Annotated in this window: 21 protein-coding genes, 2 pseudogenes and 1 riboswitch; of the genes and pseudogenes, 12 read left to right on the forward strand and 11 right to left on the reverse strand. The window is 71.4% G+C overall.

All coding sequences use genetic code 11. The annotated features are described in order from the left end of the window. Nucleotides 1–51: 51 nt before the first annotated feature. On the forward strand, nucleotides 52–234 hold the full coding sequence (locus tag AB0L59_RS39485) for a hypothetical protein (RefSeq protein WP_365592249.1): 183 nt from the start codon (nucleotides 52–54) through the stop codon (nucleotides 232–234). Between the two features lie 17 nt (nucleotides 235–251). Continuing rightward, entirely contained in the window at nucleotides 252–1,163 is a 912-nt protein-coding gene (locus AB0L59_RS39490) for a M56 family metallopeptidase (protein ID WP_365592252.1), read from the forward strand. Nucleotides 1,164–1,306: 143 nt separating this feature from the next. Here AB0L59_RS39490 and AB0L59_RS39495 read toward each other — a convergent pair whose 3' ends face one another. Beyond that, entirely contained in the window at nucleotides 1,307–1,687 is a 381-nt protein-coding gene (locus AB0L59_RS39495) for a BlaI/MecI/CopY family transcriptional regulator (RefSeq protein WP_365592255.1), read from the reverse strand. A gap of 449 nt (nucleotides 1,688–2,136) precedes the next feature. Between AB0L59_RS39495 and AB0L59_RS39500 the strand changes: the two genes are divergently transcribed. The 3 genes from AB0L59_RS39500 (at nucleotide 2,137) to AB0L59_RS39510 (ending at nucleotide 6,264) form a co-directional block, all read left to right on the forward strand. Continuing rightward, a complete protein-coding gene (locus AB0L59_RS39500; protein WP_365592256.1) occupies nucleotides 2,137–4,419 on the forward strand; it encodes a transglycosylase domain-containing protein in 2,283 nt (760 codons plus the stop codon). A gap of 362 nt (nucleotides 4,420–4,781) precedes the next feature. After that, nucleotides 4,782–5,495, forward strand: coding sequence for a DedA family protein (locus AB0L59_RS39505; protein ID WP_365592258.1), 714 nt, complete (start codon nucleotides 4,782–4,784; stop codon nucleotides 5,493–5,495). A gap of 154 nt (nucleotides 5,496–5,649) precedes the next feature. After that, the gene (locus tag AB0L59_RS39510) at nucleotides 5,650–6,264 is read left to right on the forward strand and encodes a class I SAM-dependent methyltransferase (protein ID WP_365592261.1); all 615 of its coding nucleotides are present in this window, start codon (nucleotides 5,650–5,652) and stop codon (nucleotides 6,262–6,264) included. A 96-nt stretch (nucleotides 6,265–6,360) separates the two neighbouring features. Here AB0L59_RS39510 and AB0L59_RS39515 read toward each other — a convergent pair whose 3' ends face one another. Both AB0L59_RS39515 and AB0L59_RS39520 read right to left on the reverse strand, forming a co-directional pair. Then, nucleotides 6,361–7,359, reverse strand: a complete 999-nt coding sequence (locus AB0L59_RS39515; RefSeq protein WP_365592263.1) for a M48 family metalloprotease — start codon at nucleotides 7,357–7,359, stop codon at nucleotides 6,361–6,363. Nucleotides 7,360–7,376: 17 nt separating this feature from the next. Further along, the gene (locus AB0L59_RS39520) at nucleotides 7,377–7,805 is read right to left on the reverse strand and encodes a BlaI/MecI/CopY family transcriptional regulator (RefSeq protein ID WP_365592266.1); all 429 of its coding nucleotides are present in this window, start codon (nucleotides 7,803–7,805) and stop codon (nucleotides 7,377–7,379) included. 141 nt (nucleotides 7,806–7,946) lie between these two features. On the opposite strand from AB0L59_RS39520, the gene AB0L59_RS39525 reads away from it, so the two are divergent. The 4 genes from AB0L59_RS39525 (at nucleotide 7,947) to AB0L59_RS39540 (ending at nucleotide 12,684) form a co-directional block, all read left to right on the forward strand. Beyond that, nucleotides 7,947–9,326: a glycosyltransferase gene (locus AB0L59_RS39525; protein ID WP_365592268.1), complete on the forward strand. Its 1,380-nt coding sequence runs from the start codon at nucleotides 7,947–7,949 to the stop codon at nucleotides 9,324–9,326. Then, nucleotides 9,323–10,186, forward strand: a complete 864-nt coding sequence (locus AB0L59_RS39530) for a polysaccharide deacetylase family protein (RefSeq protein ID WP_365592270.1) — start codon at nucleotides 9,323–9,325, stop codon at nucleotides 10,184–10,186. The genes AB0L59_RS39525 and AB0L59_RS39530 overlap by 4 nt, the downstream gene beginning before the upstream one ends. Continuing rightward, nucleotides 10,183–10,851: a DedA family protein gene (locus AB0L59_RS39535; RefSeq protein WP_365592273.1), complete on the forward strand. Its 669-nt coding sequence runs from the start codon at nucleotides 10,183–10,185 to the stop codon at nucleotides 10,849–10,851. The genes AB0L59_RS39530 and AB0L59_RS39535 overlap by 4 nt, the downstream gene beginning before the upstream one ends. A gap of 588 nt (nucleotides 10,852–11,439) precedes the next feature. Next, nucleotides 11,440–12,684, forward strand: coding sequence for a hypothetical protein (locus tag AB0L59_RS39540; RefSeq protein ID WP_365592275.1), 1,245 nt, complete (start codon nucleotides 11,440–11,442; stop codon nucleotides 12,682–12,684). Between the two features lie 511 nt (nucleotides 12,685–13,195). Here AB0L59_RS39540 and AB0L59_RS39545 read toward each other — a convergent pair. Further along, nucleotides 13,196–14,578: a HAMP domain-containing sensor histidine kinase gene (locus AB0L59_RS39545; RefSeq protein WP_365592278.1), complete on the reverse strand. Its 1,383-nt coding sequence runs from the start codon at nucleotides 14,576–14,578 to the stop codon at nucleotides 13,196–13,198. Beyond that, complete coding sequence (locus AB0L59_RS39550) at nucleotides 14,575–15,237, reverse strand: response regulator transcription factor (RefSeq protein ID WP_365592280.1); 663 nt, start codon at nucleotides 15,235–15,237, stop codon at nucleotides 14,575–14,577. Before AB0L59_RS39550 ends, AB0L59_RS39545 begins: the two co-directional genes overlap by 4 nt. Nucleotides 15,238–16,169: 932 nt before the next feature. Next, a riboswitch (M-box (ykoK) riboswitch) is annotated at nucleotides 16,170–16,344 on the forward strand. Between the two features lie 316 nt (nucleotides 16,345–16,660). Here AB0L59_RS39550 and AB0L59_RS39555 point away from each other — a divergent pair. Together AB0L59_RS39555 and AB0L59_RS39560 are read left to right on the forward strand one after the other, a co-directional pair. Further along, nucleotides 16,661–18,007: a CBS domain-containing protein gene (locus tag AB0L59_RS39555; RefSeq protein ID WP_365592283.1), complete on the forward strand. Its 1,347-nt coding sequence runs from the start codon at nucleotides 16,661–16,663 to the stop codon at nucleotides 18,005–18,007. Continuing rightward, nucleotides 18,004–19,299 (forward strand): divalent metal cation transporter, encoded by a 1,296-nt coding sequence (locus AB0L59_RS39560; RefSeq protein ID WP_365592286.1) that lies wholly within the window; start codon nucleotides 18,004–18,006, stop codon nucleotides 19,297–19,299. The genes AB0L59_RS39555 and AB0L59_RS39560 overlap by 4 nt, the downstream gene beginning before the upstream one ends. 35 nt (nucleotides 19,300–19,334) lie before the next feature. Here the strand turns inward: AB0L59_RS39560 and AB0L59_RS39565 are convergent. The 3 genes and pseudogenes from AB0L59_RS39565 to AB0L59_RS39575 form a co-directional block, all read right to left on the reverse strand. After that, nucleotides 19,335–19,543: pseudogene (locus tag AB0L59_RS39565) on the reverse strand (allantoin permease); the annotation flags it as partial. A gap of 18 nt (nucleotides 19,544–19,561) precedes the next feature. Then, nucleotides 19,562–19,855, reverse strand: a pseudogene (locus AB0L59_RS39570) (ISL3 family transposase); the annotation flags it as partial. Between the two features lie 46 nt (nucleotides 19,856–19,901). Next, on the reverse strand, nucleotides 19,902–20,612 hold the full coding sequence (locus tag AB0L59_RS39575; protein WP_365592289.1) for an alpha/beta hydrolase family protein: 711 nt from the start codon (nucleotides 20,610–20,612) through the stop codon (nucleotides 19,902–19,904). 623 nt (nucleotides 20,613–21,235) lie between these two features. Here AB0L59_RS39575 and AB0L59_RS39580 point away from each other — a divergent pair. Further along, nucleotides 21,236–21,427, forward strand: coding sequence for a helix-turn-helix domain-containing protein (locus AB0L59_RS39580; RefSeq protein WP_365592292.1), 192 nt, complete (start codon nucleotides 21,236–21,238; stop codon nucleotides 21,425–21,427). Nucleotides 21,428–21,550: 123 nt separating this feature from the next. Here AB0L59_RS39580 and AB0L59_RS39585 read toward each other — a convergent pair whose 3' ends face one another. Genes AB0L59_RS39585 through AB0L59_RS39595 form a run of 3 tightly spaced genes read right to left on the reverse strand, consistent with a single transcriptional unit; the run spans nucleotide 21,551 to nucleotide 23,987 of the window. After that, nucleotides 21,551–21,889: an STAS domain-containing protein gene (locus AB0L59_RS39585; RefSeq protein ID WP_365592295.1), complete on the reverse strand. Its 339-nt coding sequence runs from the start codon at nucleotides 21,887–21,889 to the stop codon at nucleotides 21,551–21,553. Beyond that, on the reverse strand, nucleotides 21,886–23,184 hold the full coding sequence (locus tag AB0L59_RS39590) for a SpoIIE family protein phosphatase (RefSeq protein ID WP_365592351.1): 1,299 nt from the start codon (nucleotides 23,182–23,184) through the stop codon (nucleotides 21,886–21,888). The genes AB0L59_RS39585 and AB0L59_RS39590 overlap by 4 nt, the downstream gene beginning before the upstream one ends. Then, nucleotides 23,184–23,987: an alpha/beta hydrolase gene (locus AB0L59_RS39595; RefSeq protein WP_365592298.1), complete on the reverse strand. Its 804-nt coding sequence runs from the start codon at nucleotides 23,985–23,987 to the stop codon at nucleotides 23,184–23,186. The genes AB0L59_RS39590 and AB0L59_RS39595 overlap by 1 nt, the downstream gene beginning before the upstream one ends. Nucleotides 23,988–24,040: the final 53 nt, after the last annotated feature.

Raw genomic sequence — 24,040 nt, forward strand, 5'->3', positions numbered from 1 at the left:
ATGTATGGAGTGGGCGTTGAACACCGTGAGCACGTGCGGCCCTGCTGTCAGGTGCACGAGTCGCAGCGTGTTCAATACCCGGCGGACACGCTGGAGGCCCAGGTGATGGCCACTCGATGGAATGGCGGCGCGGTGATGACCGAGCGCGTTCCCGCGAACACCGATGAGGAAGTCGTCCGCGCGAGGGCGCTTCGCGCGCCGGCGCTGCGCGCCCGTCTCGACGTCCGGAACTGAATCCGACCGGAGCCGCTGTGCACATCACCGTTTACCTGCTTCTCCTGGCCTCGGTCGCCCTGGCCATGCTCGGTCCGCAGCTGGGACGCCGGCTGGCCCCCGCTGCCGCGGTGCGCGCACTGACCCTGCTGTGCCTCGTCGCGACGGCCGCCATGGTGTGGGGCATGACCGCCGTCACGGTGGGCGGACTGGGGCGCACCGACGCCTTCCAGGACCAGGCTCACAGCAGCCCCGTCGCCCTGGCTCATGACGACCCGGTCCCCAACGTCCTGGGCGCGCTGGCGGCCGGACTGCTCGCGGTGTCGCTGCTCAGGGCACTCACGGTGACATGGCGCCGATGGTCCGCGCTACGCGAGCTCGCCCCCCTGAGGAGACGGCCGGCCGCCGGTGACCTGGTGGTGATCGAGGCGGAGAAGCTGGACGCTTACGCGCTGCCGGGCCGGACAGGGCGAGTCGTAGTGACCTCCGCCATGCTGCGCGCCTTGCCCGTCGACGAACAGGCGGTGCTGCTCGCCCACGAACGGGCCCATCTGCTGCACCGACACCACCTCTACGCGGCGGTCGCCGAGACAACGGCCGCCTGCAACCCCCTGTTGCGGCCGGTACGCGACCTCATCGCCTTCCACATCGAACGCTGGGCCGACGAGGAAGCCGCGCAGGCGACCGGCAGCCGCCTGCTTGCCGCCCGTTCTCTGGCCCGTGCCGCGCTCGCGATGGCCGACGCCTCTCGAGCGCGTGCGTCGCACGGCGTCTTGGCCTATCTGCGGCACAAGGTCACCGCACGGGTCGGCGCTCTGCAGGCCGAACGTCCGACCAGCCACTGGGGTGCGGCCTGGCCCGCCCTGGCGGTCACTGCCCTGGCCGGTCTGGCCTTCGCCGAGGTCACCTCGGATTTCGCCCGTTGCCTCCATGTTCTCCATCTGGCCTGACGTCGGGCGGGGCGCACCGGTCCGGGAACGGTCCACGGCCTCGCGCGCACGCGGTGCGACCGACGTGACCGGGGCGGCTGCCGGGTCTGCGCGAAGCGCGTGGCCGCCGTGCCGCGCAACAGGGCGTAACTTCGCGGGTCGCGTCACTCGCCGGGGCCGAGCAGGGCGCGCAGCGCGGCCTCGTCCGCGGGGTCGAGGGTCTCGATGAAGCGCTGCAGCACGGCAGTGCGATCGTGGCCGCGGTCGAGCGCGGTCTTCATCTGCTCGGCGGAGGCCTCGGCCGCTTCCCGGCGCGGGAGATAGGCGTGGGCCCGGCCGACGCGCTCGCGCTCGAGCATCCCTTTGGCGTGCAGTCGCCCCAAGACGGTGAGCACGGTCTTGTAGGCGAGCCCTGGTGCGAGGGCAGCCTGGACGGCGCCGGCGGTCATCGGCTCTCCGGAGCTCCAGAGCACGGCCATGATCTCGGCCTCCAGAGCCCCGCTCGCCCGGCGGTCGGCGTGCTCGCCATCGCTGTCGTGAGCCATGCCCGACCCCTCCTGTGCCTCCCGTACGCGCGCCACGAGCGATCCTACGCGTCGTGGGGCTTTGCCCAGAGGCGGTTGCCGTAGCAGTCCGAGCACCGGTTAGTCTTACAAACTGTAGGAAATCAGAGCTTCAGTCCGCCCCGGGCCCGGGCGCCCGTCGCACACCACGGCGGTGCGGCGCGATCGGCTTCGCGGCGGCGTGCGGGCTCGAGTCTGGTCGAGGAGTGGCGAAGATGGGCGGACACCGGCGCAGGCCGTCTGGCAGGACGGGGCCGTCCGGTCCTGACGACCCGCGGTACGGCGTCCGGGCTGCCCATGACGGACGAGCGGGACGCCGGAGGGCGGACGATCGGCGTCCGCGCGCCGGGCGCAGCGGCCGGCGCGGTCTCATCGACTACCCGCGGGCCGGCAGGCAGGGCCTTCGGCGATGGCTGCCCTCGTGGAAGCAGGTGGTCGGCACCTTCCTGCTGTTCTTCGGCGGTCTGCTGGGACTGTTCGGGTACGCCTACGCCACCACGACGATCCCCAGCGCGAATCCCAGCACCCAGCAGCAGAGCAACACCTACTACTGGTCCGACGGCTCCGTGATGACCACACAGGGGTCGACCAACCGGCAGAACGTCGACCTCGCCCAGGTCCCGAAGCTGGTGCAGTGGGACTTCCTCGCCGCGGAGAACGCCACCTTCTACACCGACCCCGGCGTCGACACGCAGGGCATGCTCCGCGCCGTCTACCACATGGCCACGGGTGGCGAGGTGCAGTCCGGGTCCACCATCACCCAGCAGTTCGTGAAGAACACCTACCTCAACCAGAACCAGTCGGTCACCCGCAAGCTCAGGGAGATCATGATCTCCCTGAAGATCGGTGGCCAGATGTCCAAGCAGCAGATCCTGCAGGGCTACCTCAACAGCTGTTACTACGGCCGGGACGCCTACGGCATCGAGGCCGCGGCCCGCGCCTACTACCACGAGCACGCCTCCGATCTGACCGTCAGCCAGGGCGCGTTCATCGCCGCCGCGGTGAACGAGCCGAGCCTGCTGATGCACGCCGACACCGACCCGCAGGCCAAGGCCCAGGCCGAGGCGCGCTGGAAGTACGTACTGGGCCGCATGGCCACCATCCACAAGATCAGCCAGGCGCAGGAACAGCAGTACCTGGCCGCCGGGTTCCCCACGCCCAAGGCCTACACGCCGTCGGCGGGGATGTCCGGGCAGACCGGCTATCTGGTGGACACCGCGAAGAAGTACGTCGAGGCCCACTCGTCCCTCACCGACCAGCAGCTCGGCCACGGCGGCTATCAGATCTACACCACCTTCGACAAGACGAAGGTGCACGCGCTGTCGGCGTCCGTCGCGGCGATGGAGAAGAAGCACCTCGACCCCAAGCACCGCGCGGCCGACAAGGACGTCCAGGTCGGCGCGGCGTCGATCGATCCGTCGAGCGGCGCGGTCATGGCCCTGTACGGCGGGCCGGGCTGGGACAAGGGCCACTGGACCGACAACGCGGACGCCACCGGTGTGCCGGTCGGCTCCACCTTCAAGCCGATCGACCTGGCGGCCGCGCTCGACCACGGCGCCGTACTCTCGCCGGGCCGGCCGCCCTCACCGATCACCCCCGACTCCAAGTTCAACGGCGACGACGGGATCACCATCAAGAACCAGCAGGGCCAGGAACTGCCGGACTCCGGGGACCCCTCGGGACTGCTCCACCAGCGCAACGACGTCCCCACGAAGTGGGGTTACATCACCCTGCGCAAGGCCATGGAGCAGTCCGTCAACACCCCCTACGTCCAGCTCGGCGAGTACGTCGGCTACGACAACGTGGAGCACGAAGCCCTCAAGGCGGGCCTGCTGCGCAAGAGCCTGCAGTACGACACCCCCGGCTTCTACATCGGCACCTCGACACCCTCGGCGATCCGCATGGCCGACGCGTACGCCACCTTCGACGACGGCGGCGTCCAGCACGAGCCGTACTCGGTCACCAAGGTCATCGCCGACGGCCAGCCGTTGCCCGGTTTCGGCAAGCCCACGGGCACCACCGCCATGCCCCCCTCGACCGCCGGCACCGTCACCGATGTCCTCCAGGGCGTCGTGAAGAGCGGAACGGGCACCAACGCCCAGGGCCTGGGCCGCCCGGCGGCCGGCAAGACCGGCACCACCGACGACTACAAGTCCGCCTGGTTCATCGGCTACACCCCCCAACTGGTCACGTCCGTCGCCATGTTCAAGGAGGACCCGAAGAACGCCGGCCTGCAGTCGATGCAGGGCGTCGGCGGCTACTCCAAGGTGTTCGGCGCCGACATGCCCACCGAGGTGTGGACCGGGTACATGACGGCCGCCCTCCAGGGACAGCCCGTCCAGCAGTTCCCGTCCGCGCCCCAACTGGGTCACGGCACGGATGAGTACGGCGCCCCCTCGCCCACCCCCTCCGCCACCCGGAGCACGCCCCCGGCCACCCCGAGCGCATCGGACACGCCGAGCCCCTCCACCGGAGCCTGCCGCCACCACGGGAAGCAGTGCCCCGGCCCGAGCCCGACCGACACCTCCGGCACCGGTGCCGGCGGCATCGGCGGGACGACCGGCGGTGCGGGTGGTGGCGGGCTGTTCGGCGGCGCCGGCGGCGGCACGTCCGGCGGTGGCACCACCGGCGGTGGCACCACCGGCGGTGGCACCACCGGAGGCACCTCGCCCACGCCCACTGCCACCTTCGGCGGCCAAGGCCGGCATCCGTAGCGGGACGCTCACGGCTCTCCGGCGTCCCTATCGGCTGGAGCAGACTTCCCGAGAGCGCGGTCGGCAACTCGCGGACGTGCGGCGGTCCGCCGAGAGGCCGTGCCTCGGTACTGGCTCGGGCGCGTTCGCACGGTGTCCCGACCGGATCCGGTGCGGCCCCCGGCATGCCCGGGTCGAGGCGGCCGGGCGCAAGCCGAGGCGACGTGATCGCGGAGGCGCCGAGAGCCGTAACAACTACATGATGTAGAACTTGGAGCAGGTCTGCGGGGGTGACTCGACGGACCGGAGGGCAGGCGACGAATCTTCTACTACATGCTGTAGGAGATAGACGCGGCATCGCACAGAGGGGGGAGGGCCCGTCGATGGCACCAGGTCCCATGGCCGTCGCAGGAGTGCTGGACCCGCACACCATGCTGGCGAAGTTCGGTGCGTGGGCGGTATTGATCGTGGCCTTCGCCGAGACCGGGCTTCCCGCTCTGGGCGTCTTTCTGCCAGGCGACACGCTGCTTCTGCCCGCAGGGCTGGCCTGCTCGCTCCCCACGCTCGGTACGGCGCGAATGTCGCTGCCGCTGGTGCTGGCGTGCGCGGGCCTGGGGTCGCTCGCCGGCGCTCAGGCCGGATTCTGGCTGGGGCGGCGCGGCGGCAGGTCGATGCGGCAGCGGCGCCCGGAGGGGCGGGCTCTGGCCCGTATGCAGCGTGCCGAGGCTCTGTTCACGCGGTACGGGGCCCGGCGGGCCGTGGTGCTGGGGCGGTTCGTCCCTGTGGTGCGGACCCTGGTTCACCCGGCGGCCGGGTTGCTGGGGATGCCGACGGCCGACTTCACCCTGTGGCAGGTTCTGGCGGGACTCCTCTGGTCGCAGTCACTGGTGCTGGCCGGGTACGCCCTGGGCGAGTGCGGGCGGCGGGGATCGGCGTACTTGGCTCCCGCCATCGCCGCGGTCGTCGCCGTTGGTCTGCTGCCGCCCGCCATCCAGTGGCTCCGTACCCGTCGAGGCGGCGGTCGCCCGGTCGCGACGGACCAGGTGCAGCCGGTACAGGATGTACCTGCCCGGTCCCGGCGAACCCCGGCCGGGTGAGGGGCCGGTGACCCGCGGCCGTCCACGGTCGTGCCATGGCCCACCGCAGGTGCCCCGCCCGCGGCCACGACTCCTCATGGGGAAGACGGTTCCACCGGCGAACCATGATCCGCTCATGCGCACGTAGGCCTGGCCACGCCCCTACGATGACCCGATGCACCAGGCTGACCAGAAGCCGTACTGGAACACCAACGTCGCCCGTCACCCGGGCATCCTCCGCGCCGTTCCCGAGGGTTGCGGCGACGCGTTGGACGTCGGCTGCGGGGACGGGCTCCTGGCGCGGAAGCTCGCCGAGCGGGCCGAACACGTCACCGGGATCGACAAGTCGCCAGAGATGATCGCCGGCGCACGCGAGCTCGCCGGCGGCTCCACAGAACTCGCCTTCATCGAGGGCGACTTCCTGACCGCCGACCTACCGGCCGAGGGTTACGACTTCATCTGTTCGGTGGCCACGATCCACCACATGGACTTCGAGGCCGCCCTGATCCGGATGTGCGAGTTGCTGCGGCCCGGAGGCACGCTGGTGGTCAGCGGTCTGGCCCGCGAGGCGAGCCCGGCGGAGTGGGCGGCGATGATCGCGGCTGCCCCGGTCGTTCGGATCACCAAGGTGCTGCTTCGCGCCCGCGGGCCGGAGGGCATGCCGGTCGCCGTCCCGCAGATGAGCTACGGACAGGTGCGGGCTGCGGCGCGACGGCTGCTGCCCGGTGTGCGCTACCGCCGGCATGTGCTCCGTCGGTACTCGTTGACCTGGCAAAAGACCGCCTGCTGAGCTGGCGTCGGGATTGATTTTCGCTGTGCCGGGCGGTTTGAGTGCCATGGACCGCGAGAACCCGCGTCGTCGGCCGGGTGACGGCGGGCAGCACCGTCACGGTCGGTGCTCCTCGCGCTCCTGCCGCTCACGACCGGCGCAGCAGGGGCCGGACGGGTGCCGATGCTTCATCGCCGAGCCGTCAGCTCGGAGATGAACCGCGCACTGTGCCCGCTGCGCGCTGTCCAGCATGTGGTCGCTGTCGGATGCGGCGTTGGCCAAGCTGGCACAGCAGACCGCCAGCAGCAGGCCGCCCGTCACCAAGGGCAGGCTCCGGCGTGCGGGGGGCGGGGCCAGCAGGGCCCGCACTCGCTGCGGCACCGCCCCGCCGGTCACGGCCAGTGCGACGGGACGCGGCGTCCCGGCCGATGCGAGAGCCGCGCGCCCGACGGCGTGGGCGACGACTCTGCGGTCGCCGACACGCTCGGCGGCCTCCTCGTCGGCCCAGCGCTCCAGTACGAAACCACCGGCGACGGTCAACGGCCGCAGCAGCGGGTTCAACGCCGCTGTGAGCCGCCACACGCTGTGGAAGAGATGGTGCCGGCCCCGCAGGTGCGCCCGCTCGTGCGCGAGCAGAGCCTCGCGCTCGTCGTCGCCGAGACAGCGCAGCATTCCGCGGGAGACCACGATCCGTCCCGGCGCGCCGGGCAGAGCGAAGGCCAGCGGGACGTCCTCGTCCACCACCGCCAGCTCCGTGTCTCCGGGAAGATGGGCGCATTCCCGCCGCGCGCGCACGAGGTGACGGACCTGCCGTACGGCGGCCACGACCAGCGAGACGACGCCGACAAGCAGTACGAGGGTGCTCGCCGCCGCGACAATGCGGTACACCGGGTCCTCGGCGCGCAGGACGGCCACGGACCAGCGGCCCTCGGCGGCGACCTGCGGAACCTGTGCCACGCCTGTGAAGGCCAGCAAGGCGAGTGCGCCTGCCCAGCCGATCGCCGTCACGAGCGCGGCGCAGGCCAGCGCCCAGGCGGCGGGGCGCGGGGGCAGCCGGCGCGCGAGGCGGGGCCCGAGCAGGGAGAGCACGGCCGTGACGACGAACGGAACGTACACGCTGACCAGCATCGGGCTCACCGCTTCCTGCGGGAGCGCTCACCCTCGGCGGGTGTCTCGTCGTGACCGGACAGCAACTGGTGCAGCAGGTGCTCGTCCTGCGCCGACAGTTCCGACACGAAGCGGGCCAGCACAGCCTCGCGGTCGGAGCCGCCCACCAGCAGGGAGTGCATGCGCTGGGCGGTATGGGACGCCTCATCGCGGGCCGGCTCGTAGGCGTACCCGCGACCCTCACGGTGCCGCACGAGCATGCCCTTCTCGTGAAGCCGCGTCAGGATCGTCAAAACGGTCGTGTAGGCCAGGTCGCCCGGCAGCCGCTCCCGGACCTGGCGTGCGGTCAGAGGCCCGTCGGCCGACCAGAGCGCGGCGAGCACATCGCTCTCCAGCTCACCGCGCGCCCGCCTGCCCGCTGCCCCTCGGCTGCCCCCGTGGCTTTCGTCCTCCACCGTCCGCCTTCCTTCATTCGCTTGCGTACAGGCTACCCGTCGGCCAACTACTACTTGTAGGAGGTATGCTCCGGCTTCAAACCTCGGACTACTACATCTCGTAGAGTTCTGTCGCTCCCTTCATGCTGCGGAGGAAAGCCCATGCCCCACGCCGGAAGCACGGCGCCCGGACTCGCCCTCGTGGGCGGGATTCCGCCGCAGCGGGCCGCGACGCGTGGCAGGATCGCCGTCGTCTCCGCGAGCGTCGGAGCCGGCCATGACGGCGCGGCCGCCGAACTCGCCCGACGCCTCACGGCGGACGGCTTCACGGTCGACCGGTTCGACCTGCTCGATCTGCTGCCGGCTCGCCTGGGCCGTGTCATCCAGGAGGGCTACCACCGGATGCTCGTTCGCGCGCCATGGGTCTATCAGCGGATCTACTCCAGCACCGAGCGCGCCGGAGGCGGCGGCCCGATCGCGCGGGCACTGCTCCGCACGGCCGAGGACAGGGTGTTGCGTGCCCTGCCCCAGGGCACAGGAGCGGTGGTCTCCACCTACCCGGGAGCCAGCCGGGTCCTGGGCAACCTGCGCCTGAAGAAGCGCCTGCACGTTCCCGTCCTGACGTACCTGACCGATTTCTCGGTACACCCCCTGTGGGTGGCGGACGGTGTGGACGTCCACCTGGCCGCACACGCCATACCCGCTGCCCAGGCGCGGGCGGCAGGGGCACGGGACGTGCGGGTGTGCGGACCGGTGGCGGACCCTCGGTTCCACCCCTGCGACACAGAGCGGCGGGCCCGGGCACGCGCGGCGTTCGGGCTGCCGCAGCAGGCCCCGCTCGCCCTTCTGGTCGCGGGGTCATGGGGCGTGGGACCGGTCCGCGAGGTCGCGCTCGAACTGCGGGACTGCGGCGCCGCCGTTCCGGTCGTCGTGTGCGGCCGGAACGAGACCCTGGCCGAGCAGCTGCGGGGGGACGGCATCGAGCACGTCTACGGCTGGGTCGACGACATGCCCGGCCTGATGCACGCCGCGGACGTCCTCGTCCAGAACGCCGGCGGACTCACGTCGCTGGAGGCGTTCGCCTCGGGTCTGCCTGTCGCCAGTTACCGCTGCATACCGGGGCACGGGCTGACCAACGCGGCCGCCCTGGACGAGGCGGGTGCCGCCGTATGGGTGCGCGACCCGGCCGATCTCAAAACGGTGCTGTGCGACCTGATCGACGGTCCGCTCGGGGAACAACAGCGCGCGACCGGCCACCGTTTGTTCGCCCAGACCCCGGATGGCGGCCCGGCGGCCGAGATAGCACGCGTGCACGGAACGGGCCTCTCCGACGGAGACAGAAAGCCCCCGCTGCCGCGACGGCGGCGACCGCGCCGCCTGGCTGCCACCGCCGCGGTGGCCACCGCTGTGTGGGCGTGCGCCGTCGGCACGGGGATGGCGACGAATGACGACGGTCCGGGCCTGATGCACGCCATCGGCAACGGCTTCGTGGACGCCTTCGCGGGCCACCACGCGCACCGGCAGGGGGCTGAGCACTCGTGAACATCCCCCGGACGCTGCGCTCGGCCGCGGTCGCGGCCCTGCCTGCTCTCGCCGCCGCCCATGCCGCCCCGGTGATCTCCACCTTCGGGCCGCTGCGCAACCGCGTGATGCCCCGGCTGTCGGGCCGGGGCCGCCCCGACCACGTCGCCCTGACCTTCGACGACGGGCCCGACCCCCGCTCCACTCCGCACTTCCTGCGGCTGCTCGCCGACCGCCGGGTGCACGCCACCTTCTTCCTCCTCGGCAGCGAGGCGCGGCGCTCTCCCGCCCTGGTCGGGGAGATCGCAGCCGCCGGCCACGAGATCGGCATCCACGGCTGGCTGCACCGCCCCCTCCTGCTGCGCGGACCGCGTGCCACCCACGACGACCTGGCTCGGGCCCAGGACCTCGTCGCCGACCTGACCGGCCGGCCGCCCACGCTCTTCCGGCCCCCGTACGGAGTCATGTCCACCGCCGCCCACCTGGCGACCCGCCGCCTCGGACTCACCCCGGTCCTGTGGACCGCCTGGGGGGAGGACTGGACCGCCCGGGCCACCCCGGCCTCCGTCCACCGCACCGTCACCACCGACCTGGACGGCGGCGGTACGATCCTCCTCCACGACTCCGACTGCACGTCCGCCCCCGGTGCCTGGCACTCGGCCCTCGGGGCACTTCCCCGGATCCTCGACACGTGCGATGAGCGGGGCTACGGGGTGGGGCCGCTGCGTGACCATGGATGGCCGCTGTCGGAGGCGAACCATCACGAACCTCCCTCGGCTGCTCATCGTCCACAGTTCCACGGACGGTCTGCTTCGGTGCAGTCGCACACTCCATCCGCCACCGAGAACACACCGTTTCCACAGAAGGGCTCGGGGACATGACCCCAACGCTGCACCTCGCCTCGCAGCTCGCCGTGAACGTGCTCGACGCCCAGTCGCTGCTGGCCGCCTTCGGCGTGCTGGGCGTCGGCGTGGTGCTGTTCGCGGAGACGGGGCTGCTGATCGGTTTCTTCCTGCCCGGCGATTCCCTGTTGTTCACCGCCGGCCTGCTGTGCACGGGAGCAGCGGACCGGCCGGTGAAGCTGTCCCTTGCGCCCCTGCTGGTCGCCGCCGCCGTCGGCGCACTGGCCGGGGCGCAGTGCGGGTACCTGATCGGCCGCAAGGCGGGCGGGGCGCTGATCTCCCGCAGCCGGTCGCCGCGGTTGCATGAGGGAGTCAAGAGGGCCGAGGAGCTGCTGGAGCGGTACGGTCACGCCAAGGCGGTCGTACTGGCCCGGTTCATCCCGGTGGTGCGCACGGTCCTCAACCCGATCGCGGGCGCGCTGGAGGTTCCGGCGCGGACCTTCACCCTGTGGCAGGTGGCCGGTGGCCTGGTCTGGTCCGTGGGAATCGTCCTTGCGGGATACGCGCTGGGTTCATCGATCCCGAACGTCGACCACTACCTGCTGCCGCTGGTCGCGCTGATCGTCGTCGTGTCACTGGTCCCCCTCCTCCTGGAGTTCCTCCGCAGCCGCCGCAGTGCCGAGCCGGAAGAAGGACATCGGTGAGCGTGCCCCGACAGGCGCCTTGAGAGCCGAGCCACCGCACTGACGCCGTCCGCGGCGTTGAGGACCACCCAGCCGTGAGACCGCAGCGCCGCACTGAGCTCATGCACCGAATCCGGCTCGTCGTCCGCGTATGCGCGGCGCGGGCCAGGGCGTCCGCGCAGCTCTGCGGAGGCCTTGACAAAGTCTTTGTACGGGACGCAGGCGTGCGAGGACCGGTACCGGCGAGCAGCCCGACAGACGACCAAACGGCTCGCGCGTCGCCCGGCGCAACGATGTAGCAGCGGCGACCGTTGTGCCCGTCAGTGGGAACGGTCGAGAGTTCGGCCTGCGGATCAGTCGCTGCCTTTCCATGGAGCAGCCGACCTGGCGGGGCCGTCCACAGATCCGCCCTGACGCATACCGCCGCGCCCGCAAGGTGATTCCAGGGATCGTCCGTGCGCGGAAGAGCCATGACCGAGTACGACTCAGAGGCTGACCTTGACGACTGACAACCATGGATGGGTTCTTCGCCCTGCGGGCCGAGGCGAGACTGCCGCATGCGGGGCTCTGACCGGTGACGGACAGCCCAGACCCCGCGCGGCCCTGTCGATGGCCGGGGCAGGCGTCCTGCTGTTCGGACTGGTCGGTGCGAGCGCGCCCAACCGCAACACGCTCAGGACCCCGATCACCTGGTTCCACCTGCCGTCGATGTCCGGTGCCGTCTCCGAGGCGGCCACGTCAGTCGCGATAGTGCTGTCCTGCGTCGGAACGCTCCTTCTGCTCCAGGCCCACAGCCGAGGCTGGAGACCTGACCCCCGCACTCTGTTCCGGGCCGGAGCATGCGCCGTGCTCCTGGTCGCGGATCTCACCCCGATCGGCTCGTCCGACACCGCCAGTTACGCCGCCTACGGCCGCATCGCCGCTCTGGGCGGCGATCCGTACGTGACGACACCCGCCCGGCTCGGCGGGCTGTACGCCCATCTGGTCAGCGACGCGTGGCGGAACACCCCGTCGGTGTACGGGCCGGTCGCCACGTGGTGGCAGGCCGCTGCGGCGTTCGTCGGCGGTGACCAGCCATGGCTGACGGTATGGGCACTGATGCTCGCCAACGCGGCCGCGTTCCTCGGCACCGGCTACCTGTTGATCCGCACCGCCGCCGACCCGGTCCGGGCGGCCCTCCTCTGGAGCGCGAATCCGCTGCTCATCGGGGTGCTGGTCGGGGGCGGCCATCTGGACACCCTCGTGGCGATCCTGGCCGTCAGCGCCGTCCACTTGGCGCGCAAGGCACGCGGATGGCGTGCGGACCTGGTGGTCGGCGCACTGGTCGGCCTCGTTTGCGCCGTCAAGATCAGTGCCGCCCTGGTCGGCGTGGGTCTGGTGTGGCCACTGCTGCGCCGTGGCGCCTGGCAGCGGGCTGTCCGAGTGGCGGGCGCGGCCCTGCTCACCGTGACCGTCCTGTACGCCATGTACGGTCTGCATGCCCTCGATCCGCTCACCGCGGCCTCGCACATGGTGTCCAAGCCGTCGTTGTGGGCCGTGTTCGGCGCATGCGCCACCGCAGTCATCGGTCCGGTCGGGGCTGCGGCGAGCGTCAGTGTCCTCTGGCCCGCGCTGATGCTGGGGCTGGCCGTCGTGCTGCACAGACACGTTCCCGCCGAGGTCCCTCCCGTTGTCTCCGTTCCGTTCGTGCTCGCCTTCGCCTGGATCGTCGCGGCACCGTGGTCGATGCCGTGGTACGCGGCACTCGCCTGCGCGCTGACGGCGCTGTTCCGCGAACTCCGCCTCACTCAGGCGCTCATCGCGACCACCACGGTCCTCGCCTTGCTTCACAACAGTGGCGGTCACGGCTGGTGACGGCGCGGCCGCGAGGGCAGGGTTGGCCGGCAAGAGCGCCGGCCGGCTGGGGCGTTCGTGGTCGGCGCCGCCGAGTCACTCCAACTGGGGCCGACTCTCGGACCTCGGCCATCTGTTGACGCGCGACGAACAGCGCCGTGTCCAGCAGGTGGGTTCCGGTGAGCACACAGCGCGCACGTCGCGTCCTGGAGCCGCCGGGCGGTGTCGGTGCCGCTGGGCGTGTACCGGTTCGCCGTCGCGCTGATCAGCGTCGTCGGGTGGCGTTGGCTGTCCGCCGTCCTGTTCGCGGCCGCCGTCGCAGCGGTGGCCCCCGCACTTCGCGCTGGACCCGGACGCGGTGCTCCTCACCCGCCCCCTCGGCACCGGCGCCGGCGAGCCCGCCCTGGTCGCCGCCATCGCCGGCGCCCCGTTCCTGGCGGTCGTCCTCGGGCTGGTCGTCTGCCTCTCCGCCCGAGCCGCGGCCACGGCGGCGAGCCCGCGCGACCGCGGCCCGCCGCGCAGAGGGAGGCGGTCAGGCAGCAGGCAGACTGACCGTGAACCGTGTCCCGGGCGTGTGTGCGGGGTCGTACGACACGTCGCCGCCGACGGCGCGGGCCAGGCGGCGCGCGAGGGGCAGGCCGAGGCCCGCGCCGTCGTGGCCGTCCGTGTCGTCGGCGCGCCGGCCGGGCTGGAACAGCTCGCCGACGAACGACTCGGGGACGCCCGGGCCGTCGTCGACCACGTCGATGCGCACGGTGCCGGACATTCGCAGGGCGGCGACGGTCACGCCGGAGCGTGCGTAGCGTACGGCGTTGGCGAGCAACGGGCTGACGATCCGTTCCAGGAGGGCGGGGGCGATCCCTGCCTCGAGCTCCGTCCCTCCGGGCACGACGGTCGCCTTGACGTCGTCCGGTGTGTCGAGGCGCTGGACCATGCGGTCGAGGACGGGGACGACGTCGGTCGTTCCGGGGGCCGTGGGCTGGTTCAGCGCGTTCTCGCGGGCATCGTTCAGGAGCGTGTCGCAGATCGTACGCATCGACTGAGCGGCCTCGGCGATCACTTCGTGGGTGGCGCGCGTCTCGGCTTCCGAGCGGGGGCGGGCCCGCCACCAGTCGAGTTCGATGACGATCCGGGTGAGGGGGGTGCGCAGTTCGTGGGACAGCTCGCCGGTGAGTTGCCGTTCATGGCGCAGCACGGTGCGGATGCGGTCCAGGAGCGCGTCCAGGGAGGCGCCCAGGCGGGCGAGTTCAGCGGGGTGTTCCTCGGCTCCGAAGCGGTCGTCGGAGCCCACGGCGCTCCACTGGGTGGCCTGGTCGGTCATCGTCCGCACCGGGCGAAGCGCCCGTCCGACGGCCAGACGCGTCAGCACGTAGGTACACGCGAGCATGACGGCGTCCAGGATCAGTGATCCCAGCAACAGGGTCTTGGCCGAACCGCGGTAGGGGCCCAGGCCCAGAGCGGTGACGACCGTTGCGGCGGCGTGGCGGCCGTGCAGGGGCCGGGAGCACAGGCGTACGGGCCGGTGGCCCTGGTCGTCGACGGTCGTGCACGCCGGAGTGCGCCGTGCGGCCAGCCGGTCGGCGGCCTGGGTCAGCGGGCTGCCGGCCATGGTCGACGGAGGCTTCTCGAGCAACCCGGGGCCGGCGTAGATCCACACGTTCGCGTCGAGGAGACCGTCGTTGGAGGTCTCCAGGACGCGCGCCCGGGAGCCGCTGGTGTCGACGGTCGTGGCGACGGCGGCGGCCCTGCTGCGCAGTTCGTCGTCCGCCTGATGTTGCAGATGCCTGTCCATCACGACGTTGAACACCACGGTCAGGACGGTCATCAACAGGGCGGCGGTGGTCAGTGCGACGAGGGAGAGCCGGCCGCGCAGGGTGCGGGGTGCGAGGCGGCGCAGGACACGGTCGGGGTTCATGACAGGTGGTGTCCGATCCCGCGTGCCGTGCCGATCGTCAGCGAGCTGCCGGCCTCGCGCAGCTTACGACGCAGCCGTGTCAGGTACTGGTCCAGAGTGTTGTCACTCACCTGCGCGCCTTCGGGCCAGGCCGCCCTGATCAGCTCGTGACGCGGCACATGGGAGCCTGCCGCGGCGACGAGCGGCGCGAGCAGCCGGAACTCGGTCGGGGTCAGGGCCACGCGGACACCGTGCACGGTGGCGCTGTGCCCGACCGGGTCCAGGACGAGGTCCCCGGCCGTGGCCGTCGAAGGCGGCGCGCCGCGTCTGAGAGCCGCTCTCAGCCGTGCGGCGAGCTCGGCCAGGTGGAAGGGCTTGGGCAGATAGTCGTCACCACCCGCGGAGAAGCCGGACAGCCGGTCGGTGAGCCGGTGCCGGGCGGTCAGGAAGATCACGGGCGCGAGGAAGCCGTTGGCGCGCATGGCCTGACACACGTCCCGTCCGTCCGCGTCGGGCAGCCCGATGTCCAGGACGGCCGCCGCGACATCGGCGGTGGCCAGCCGCAGGGCCATGGCGCCGTCGGAGGCGAGGACAGGTCCGAAGCCCTCCTCGGTCAGGCCCCGGCGCAGCACATCGCGCAGGGCGTGATCGTCCTCGACGACAAGGATCTTGTGGCGCATGCTCTTCCAGAGGTGTCTCGGTCACATGGTGGTTGGGCCGGCGACGGGCTGTCGGTTCACGGGGCAACGAGCAGCGAGCCCCCGGGGAGGACGAAGCCGCCCGCCAGCAGCCCGGTCTCGGCGAACATCACCACGCCCACAGCGGGGTGGTCATGGACGCCGGGCCCTCCTGGAAGTGACTACAGGCATGTAGACGATTTATGAACTGTAGACGAACGGCGGGCGAGGAGTGTTCCCGTGGCCCGACGGCGGTCAGTGACCTGGAGCACAGAACCGAGGTCGCCGTGCGGGGGACGGAGTCCGGTGCAGCCCGGGCCGTCCCGTCATCGTCCCAGCAGGTACACGGTACCGGGGCCGGTCCGAGACGCCGGACCGCCACATGGGCGGCGGTGGGCATGACGCGGTACGGGGGCCTGAGGAGTGTGTGCAGCGGGGGGCGCCGAGCGCGCCGACGGTGTCACGGGCGCGCATGCGGTGGTAGCCGTCCCGGCGGCGCGGCCGAATCCGGCGGGCAGCAGGTCCGGCAGGCCGTGGCGGTCGACGGTGAAGCCGTCCGCCGCGAGGCGGCGCTCCGGCTCGGCGGCGGCACCGTCGAGTCCGCGCCGGCCCGTCGAGGGGTGGGACTCGCGGCTCCGCGACGGCGGATGTCCGTGTCACCGTGACGTCGTCGAGCACGCCGAGGGAGCCGAGCGACACCGGCGAGCAGGAGACCGCTCAAGGCGATTCCCCGGTACAGGCCGTGGATGTGTGTGTGCCCGGTGCGACGGCGAGTGATCCGGCCGAAGATGCCCACCTCGAGGCACGCGGCGAGCGCCCTGTCGCCCACCGGCGCCGAGGCGGACACGGTCAGGGGTGCGTGGGCGCGTGGTCAAGTGCCGGTCATGGATTGGGTGGATGGGCCGGCGGGGGCGTATCGTTGACCCGGTTTCGAAGGGACACCTCGTTCGGTGAGGCGTCTTCACGGACACAGGCCACTGATCCCACCCGTCGAGAGACGCTCCGGATCAGGACAGGTCTCCCCGGCCCAAGGGGTGACCCCAAGTGGCTTCCCCGGCAGTTCGGGGACACGCCGTGGAGTGCCAAAGCTCTGACGAGTTGGGGTGCGCCGGGCCCGACCGCCCGGTTGCCCCTTGCCGTGTGGCCGTCACGTCGTGTGCGCGGCCGGGATCGGGAGGAGGCGAAGTTGGACAGTAGTCCGGGCCATAGTCGGCCCCTTACCGCGTTGTCCTCGCCGTCCTTCCGCGGCCCGCGGCAGCCCCTCCTCTCCCGCTGATCCGACCGTTCGGCCGTGTCATCGCCCCGCCCGGCATGGGCGCGGGTGCCCTGTCGGCCTCGGCGGGGGAGCAGGCGCTGCCGTGGCCGCCCGCTGCCTCGTCACGCCGAGGCCAGGGGGTGTTCACCCTTGTCCGTCAATACTCTGCTCATGTCCACCTCAGCCCGCCTGCGCGACCGCCGGGTCACCCTGGAGCGCCGGGCCACCGCATCCAAGGCCGTCCGCACCTCGCTGGTGTCGCTGGCCGGCCTGATCGGCGGGCCGGTCACCAACCAGGCCGGCGAGGAGGTGGGCCGGGTCGTCGACGTCGTGGCCCGGCTCTACGGGCCGGATCCCTATCCGCCGGTCACCGGTCTGATCCTGCGCATCGGACGACGGCGTACGTTCCTCGCCGCCGATGCTGTCAGCAAGGTGCGTGCCGGGCACGTCCGGCTGCGTACCGCCCGGGTGGACCTGCGCGACTTCGTGCGACGCCCCGGCGAGGTCCTGCTGGCCCGCGACATCCTCGACCACCAGCTGGTCGACGTCGACGGCGTCCAGGTCACCCGGGCCGCCGACCTCTACCTGGCACCGCTGGTGGACCGGGTGGTGCTCGTCGGCGTGGACGTGTCGCTGCCCACCCTCTTGCGGCGGCTCGGTCCCCGCCGCTGGCAGGCCCGGCCGACCCCGGAGCGGGTGCTGGACTGGCAGGCCGTCGCCCCGTTCGCCGAACAGGCCACGGACGGACCGCCCGAGGTCCGCCTGCGTGCCTCGCGGACCGCGCTGCACCGGCTGCGGCCGGCGGACCTGGCCGACATCCTCGAAGACCTCGGCCGCAGCGAGCGCCAGCAGCTGCTCGGCTGGCTGGAGCCGGAGCAGGCCGCGGATGCCCTCGAGGAGATGGAACCGACGGAGCTGGAGAACCTGCTGCGCGAGGCCGCCCCCGACCACGCCGCTCGGCTGGTCGACGAGATGGAGCCGGACGAGGCCGTCGACGCCCTGCGCGACCTCACCTCCGAGGAACGCGAGAACCTGTTGCGCCGCATGCCGACGGTCGAGGCGGCCGAGCTGCGTCGGCTGCTCACCCATCGGGAGGGCACCGCGGGCGGCGCCATGACCACCCTGCTGATCACCGCCCACCGGGACGAGACCGTGGCCGAGGTACGGGCTCGGCTGGCGGAACACGCCGAGCACCGTACGGAGATCGACGCGGTGGCCGTCGTGGACGACCGTGAACGGCTGCTGGGCGACATCGCGCTGTTCGACCTCGCGGTGGCCGAGGACAGCTGCCCGGTAGCCGACCTGGTGACCTGGCTGGCCCAGTTCGGCCCGCCCGTCACCGTGCACGCCGACACCCCGGTGGCCGAGGCCGCCGACCAGCTGGTCGCCGCTCGCGCCTCCTCACTCCTGGTGGTCGACGACACGGAGCGCCCGATCGGCCGGATCCTGGCGGACGACCTGCTCGACGCGATGCTGCCCGAACGCGGGCGTCTGCACTTCCGGAGGTTCCTGCAGTGACCCGCGACCCGGACACCACCGAGGCGGCCGGGACCGCCGGTACGGCGGCACCCCGCCGTACCGGTTGGCGACGCGTCGCTCTGGTCGCGGCGGTCGCCGGCCCCGGTCTGGTCGCCGCGAACGCCGGCAACGACGCCGCTGGCATCGCCACCTACGCCTCGGCTGGTTCCCAATTCGCCTACGGCACGCTGTTCTTCATGGTGCTGGTCACCATCGCCCTGGTGATGGTGCAGGAGATGGCCGTTCGCCTCGGTGCCCACACCGGCAAGGGACTCGGTGCCCTGATCCGCGAGCAGTTCAGTCTCCGGCTGACGGCTCTTGCGGTCTTCTGCCTCCTGCTGGCCAACACGGGCCTGGTGGTGAGCGAGTTCGCGGGAATCGGGGCCGCCTTCGAGCTCCTCGGCGTGCCCAAGTGGGCGGTCATCCCGCCCGCCGCCGTCCTGCTGTGGGCGTTGGTGCTGTTCGGCTCGTACCACTGGGCGGAACGCATCTTCCTCGTCATGTCGTTGGCCTTCTTCGCCTACCCGATCGCGATGATCCTCGGCCATCCCGACTGGGGCGCGGTCGGCCACCACCTGGTCGTTCCGCACATCGAGCCGAACAAGGACTTCATCCTTCTCGCCGTGGCCCTGATCGGTACGACGGTCAGCCCGTACATGCAGTTCTACGCGGCCGCCGGCGTCGTCGACCGCGGTGCCAAGCCCGCCGACTACCCCCTCATCCGCGCCGACGCCGTCCTCGGCGCCGTCTTCGCCTGCGTCATCAGCCTGACCATCATCGTCGCCACCGCCTCCGCCATCGGTGGCACGGGCCCGCTCGACTCGGCGGCGCAGGCCGCCGAGGCCCTCAAGCCGGTCGCCGGTCAGAACGCCGAACTCCTCTTCGCCGTGGGCCTGATCGGTGCCTCCGCCCTGGCCGGAGCCGTCGTCCCGCTCTCCGCCAGCTACGCCGTGGGGGAAGCGGCCGGCGTGGAACGTTCCGTTTCCCGCAGCTTCCGCGACGCCCCGCTGTTCCTGGGCCTGTTCACCGCCCAGATCGTGCTGGGTGCCTCGGTGGCGCTGACACCGGTCGACGTCATCCAACTGCTGATCGGCACCCAGGTCCTGCAGGGCCTGATCAGCCCGATCGTGCTGGTCTACCTGCTGGTCCTGACCAACCGCCGCGCGGTACTCGGCGAAGCCGTCAACGGCCCGCGCTACCGCGTCGCCGCCACGGCCGTGGTCGTGGGCGTTGCCGCGATGTCCACCATCCTGCTCGTGCAGACGGTCCTCGGCTGGTTCGGCCTGGCGTGACCACGCCGAGCATCGAAGGGGGGCGGGTGCTGGGCGGGCGGGGCCGGCAGCACGTGGTCGCTGGTCTTGTCCGTGCTCAGGCACAGGAAGCGCACCAGCGCGCCGAGCGTGGCGCAGGCGGTCAGGTCCCGGCGCCGTTACGGCTGGCGGCAGACGTGGCAGACGTGGCAGTCGAGGGCGAGGGCACTCGGGTTACCCCGTCGGCGTTCAGCAGCGGCTCGGCGATGCCGTCGTCGGTGCGGCGCGCTTGCCTTCGGTCCGGCACCGCGTCGCTCTCGGTGTTCCACGCCACGCCGAGCCCTTCCACGAGCCGGGCCGCGGTCAGGTGCTGCCCGACGATGCCTTCCAGCGCTCATCGCAGCCCGCACCGCGAGAGCTGCGCGCGCGGCTCGTGCGCCGGCCCGCGGTCACCGTGTCGCGCGGCGATCCCTTCCCGGCCGCCGCCGGCACCACCGGTCCCGCTCAACGACTCGGCACGCCGGCACTGCACGATCCAGGTCGAGCCACTGCCCGGTGACTCGGGGCAGTGTGTATCGAGCCCGGCGAACGCGGTCAGGTCGGGACGGTCGTGGGAGGCCGGATGCACGGCGCTTGTACGGCCCTCAGCGGCAGGTCTGTCGTCTGAGCGTCGACGCATCCGCGATGCATTCGCCGAGCAGTAGTGCAGCGACCGCCTCGGGGGCCTCATGCATCGCGTCGTGGCCGGTTGGGAGCTCGTGGACCTGCCAACCGGGATCGGCCTGGAGCCGGGTGCGGAGGCCGGCGAACGGCGTCCGGTCCTCCCACCCGGAGCAGTAGACGAACTCCCGGCGGGGGACGTGGGCGAGCGCGCCCGTGAGCCGGATCGTTTGCAGGAACGAGGCGAGGGGATGGGGACGGCGGCGGGGATCGCCGCCGGCCGGCGGAAGGACGGCATAGCCGGTGGTCGCAGCGCCGGCGGCGAACGCCTCCCGGTAGCGCTCACTCGTTGAGGACCAGCACGACTCGCCGTCGCGCGGTACGTAGGCGTCGAGATGCACCAGTCGCGAGATCCGGCCGCCGGCGCGATCGGCGGCGGCGGCGATCACCATCCCGCCGTAGCTGTGGCCGACCAGCGTCGCGCTGGTGATGTGGGCGCGATCGAGGAGCCGCAATACGTCGTCGGCGTGCGTGTCGAGGTTGGCGGTCGCGACGGTCGCCTCGTCGTCGTCCGGCCGCAGACCGGTCAGGGTCAGGGCGTGAACGGCATGACCGGCACGCTCCAACAGCGGCACCACCGCCTCGAACGACCAGGAGCCGTGCCAACCGCCGGGCACGAGGACGAACGTCGCCATGCGTTTCCCCTTCTCTCGAGTCGCGGCATCGAGTCGCGCCGCCTCGGTGACACATGGTTCGGTCGGGCACCCTGCGCGACTGAGGACCACTCCGCATGGAGGCAGTGTCACCAGATCAAGGTGTGGCTTGCCAACGATAGGATGCCAACCGATGCCCGTTCGCCGCCAACCTTCCTCGAGCGCCGGTGTGACGTCACATATGTGGCCGTCCGGCGGGTGCCACCTCTGGCCGTCCGGCGAGACGAGCGCGGTGCAGTCGCACGCACGGGGGCATTTCTCGCGCCGTCCCTCGCCCGGCTCGTACCAGACCATCCCGCCGTGTTCCTGGTCTCCGGCCTCGCCCGCGAGGTCCTGCTCACCCTGAGCGGCCCCCGTAACCACGACGACGCCGCGCCTGGCCACAGCCGCTCCGCGCGCTCTCGCCTCCTTCGAGTCCTCGTCGATGAACTCCGCGAAGCGCACGAACAGCCGCTGCACCTGCCGGAGCCACGGGACGACCGACTGCAGGCCATTGCCCGGATGCTGTACGAGACGCCGTCAGACAACTCCAGCCGGCCGAACTCGGGAAGGCGATCGGAGCCGGCGCCCGCACCCTCAGCCGGCTGTTCCGCAACGAACTCGGCATGACCTTCTATGAGTGGCGCACGCAACTACGCATCTACCACGCGCTCGTACTCCTCGCCGACGGCCACGACACCACGCAAACCGCCCACGCCTGCGGATGGGCCAACCCGAGCAGCTTCATCTCAGCGTTCACCGACATCGTCGGAACGACCCCGGGCCGCTACCGAACCAGTCGCGGTGCACCCAGCTGATCGGCCTGCTCGGGTTCTCGGCGGTCTGCTTGGCGTTCTTGGACCGCGCCCGCATGTTCGCGGAAGCGGAGGATCAAGTACCGTGCGTTTGAGGACAGTTCGAGTGTCCGTTTTACGACTGGCTCACATACGGGTGGCGGCCGCGCTGTCGGGGTAGAGCGGGAAGATCTGGTCGAGGCCGACGATGCCCAGGACGCGAAGCGTATGCGCGGGAACCGCGGCGAGCGCGATGTCGACCTGGGCGGCGAGGGCGTGGTTGCGGGCGGCGATCAGGGCGGTGATGCCGCTGGAGTCGCAGAACTCCATGCCGGCCAGGTCCAGGACGAGGCGCTGTCCCGGCCGGAGGGTGAGGGTCGTGAGGTGTTCACGCAGCCCCGTGGCGCTGGCGTAGTCGAGCTCGCCGATGATCTCCAGAACGGGACCGGTCATGGCGTCTCGGGTGGTGATCTTCAGTGGGCTCATTCGTGGTTTCTCGTCGTAGGGCAGGGGGTGGACTGGGCGGGGACACCGAGGGCGAGCAGGGCGGTGTCGTCGTCGAGGCCGTCGCCGAAGTCGTCCAGCAGGCCGGTCAGGGCGCGGATGAGGGCGTGTGGCGGCTTGCCGGCGTGGCGGGTGGTGAAGGCGAGCAGGGCGTCGTCCCCGTAGAGGCTGCTGCGGTTCTCGCCGGTGCGGGCTTCGGTGAGACCGTCGGTGTAGAGCAGGAGGGTGTCGCCGGCGGCGAGGGTCGTGGTGGCGGTGGTGAAACGGGCCTCGGGCAGGATGCCGACGAGGAGGCCGCCGGGTGTGGGCAGGTAGCCGGCCGTGCCGTCGGCGCGCAGGACGAGGGCCGGCGGATGACCTCCGGAGGCCAGGCGGATGGCGACCTGCCCGGTGGTGGCGTCGGGTTCGAGGGTGCCGAAGACGGCGGTGCAGTAGCGCGGATCGCCGCTGCCGGCGTAGCGCTCGTGGAGCACCTTGTTGAGAGTGGTCAGGGCGACGACGGGGTCGGGGTCGTGCAGGGCGGCGGCGCGCAGGGTGTAGCGGGTGAGTGAGGTGAGTGCGGCGGCCTCCGGTCCCTTGCCGCACACGTCGCCGAGGAAGAAGGCGAAGCGTTTGCCGTCGACGGGGAAGACGTCGTAGAAGTCGCCGCCGAGCCGGTCTGGGGAGGCGGTGTGATAGTGGGCGGCCGTCTCCACGCCGGGAACGGACGGCAGGCTGTCGGGCAGCAGCGACTGCTGGAGCACGGCGAGGGCGTCCTGCAGCCGGGCCCGGTCGGCCTCCGCCTGCTTGCGTGCTTCCTCGGCCGCCTTCCGCCCGCGCAGGAGCTCCTCCTCGTAGGCGCGGCGCTCCCGGGCGTCGAAGACGGTGGTGCGGATCAGCAGCGACTCGCCGGTACTGCCGCGCTTGACGACCGAGGAGACCAGCACGGGTATCCGACCGCCGCCGGCTTGCTTGATGTCCAGGGCTATTCCACTGATCTCGCCCTGCATCCGCAGCAGCGGCGCGAAGTGGGTCTCGTGGTACAGCTTGCCGCCCACGGTCAGCAGGTCGGTGAACCGCATCCGGCCCACGACCGCCTCGCGGTCCAGGCCGATCCAGTCCAGCAGCGTGGTGTTGATCTTGGCGATGGTGCCGTCCATCAGGGTGGACAGGTATCCGCACGGCGCGGATTCGTACAGTTCCTCGGCGCTGTCCTCGAGCAGCGCGGCGAACGCCGCCTCCGATGCCTTCTCGTCTCCGGACTCGTGCGGGTCGGGTTGCTGACCGGTGCGGCACATCATCGCAGGACCGCCAGGAACTCCATGATCGCCCCGTTCGTGGCCTCGGGCGCGGACAGGTGGGGGCAGTGCCCGGTGGCATCGAGCGTGACCAGCGTCGAGCCAGGAATCGCCCGGTGGACGAAGGCGCCGACCTCCCGGGGCGCGATGACGTCCTGGACGCATTCCAGCACCAGCGTCGGCACCCGCACGCTTTTCAGGTCCTCCCTGGAGTCGGACAGGAACGTGGCCCGGGCGAAGACGCGCGCCATGTCCGGATCAGTGGCACAGAAACTGTTCTTCAGCTCCTCACCGAGCGCGGGCCGTTCGGCATTGCCCATGATCACCGGAGCCATCGCCGCCGACCAGCCCAGGTAGTTCGATTCCAGGGACGCCAGCAGTTCGTCGATGTCCTCGGCGGTGAACCCGCCCCGGTAGCCGTCGTCGTCGATGTAGCGCGGAGAGGGAGCGACCATCACCAGCGCGCCGATCCGCTCGGGAGCCATGTCGGCGGCCAGCACGCCGATCATGGCGCTGACCGAATGCCCGACGAACACCGCATCGCGCAGGTCGAGCGCCTTGCACACCTCCACCACATCCTGGGCGTAGCCGTCCAGGGAGGCGTAACGGCCCTCCGAGAACGCGGACGGTTCCGAGCGGCCCGAACCCACGTAGTCGAACAAAACGACCCGGTAGTCCTCGGCCAGCGCAGGGACCGTCAGCCGCCACATGTTCTGGTCGCAGCCGAAGCCATGGGCCAGCACCACCGTGCGTCCGTGGGGGTTGCCGGTGACGGTGACGTTGTTCCTGCGGTCGATATCCATCCCGCCAGTCTCTCAAGCTTTGGTCACTGCTCCGGCACGGCACCGAATCCCCG

Origin of the sequence: Streptomyces sp. NPDC052109 (assembly GCF_040680195.1) — a bacterium.
Taxonomy (GTDB): Bacteria; Actinomycetota; Actinomycetes; order Streptomycetales; family Streptomycetaceae; genus Streptomyces.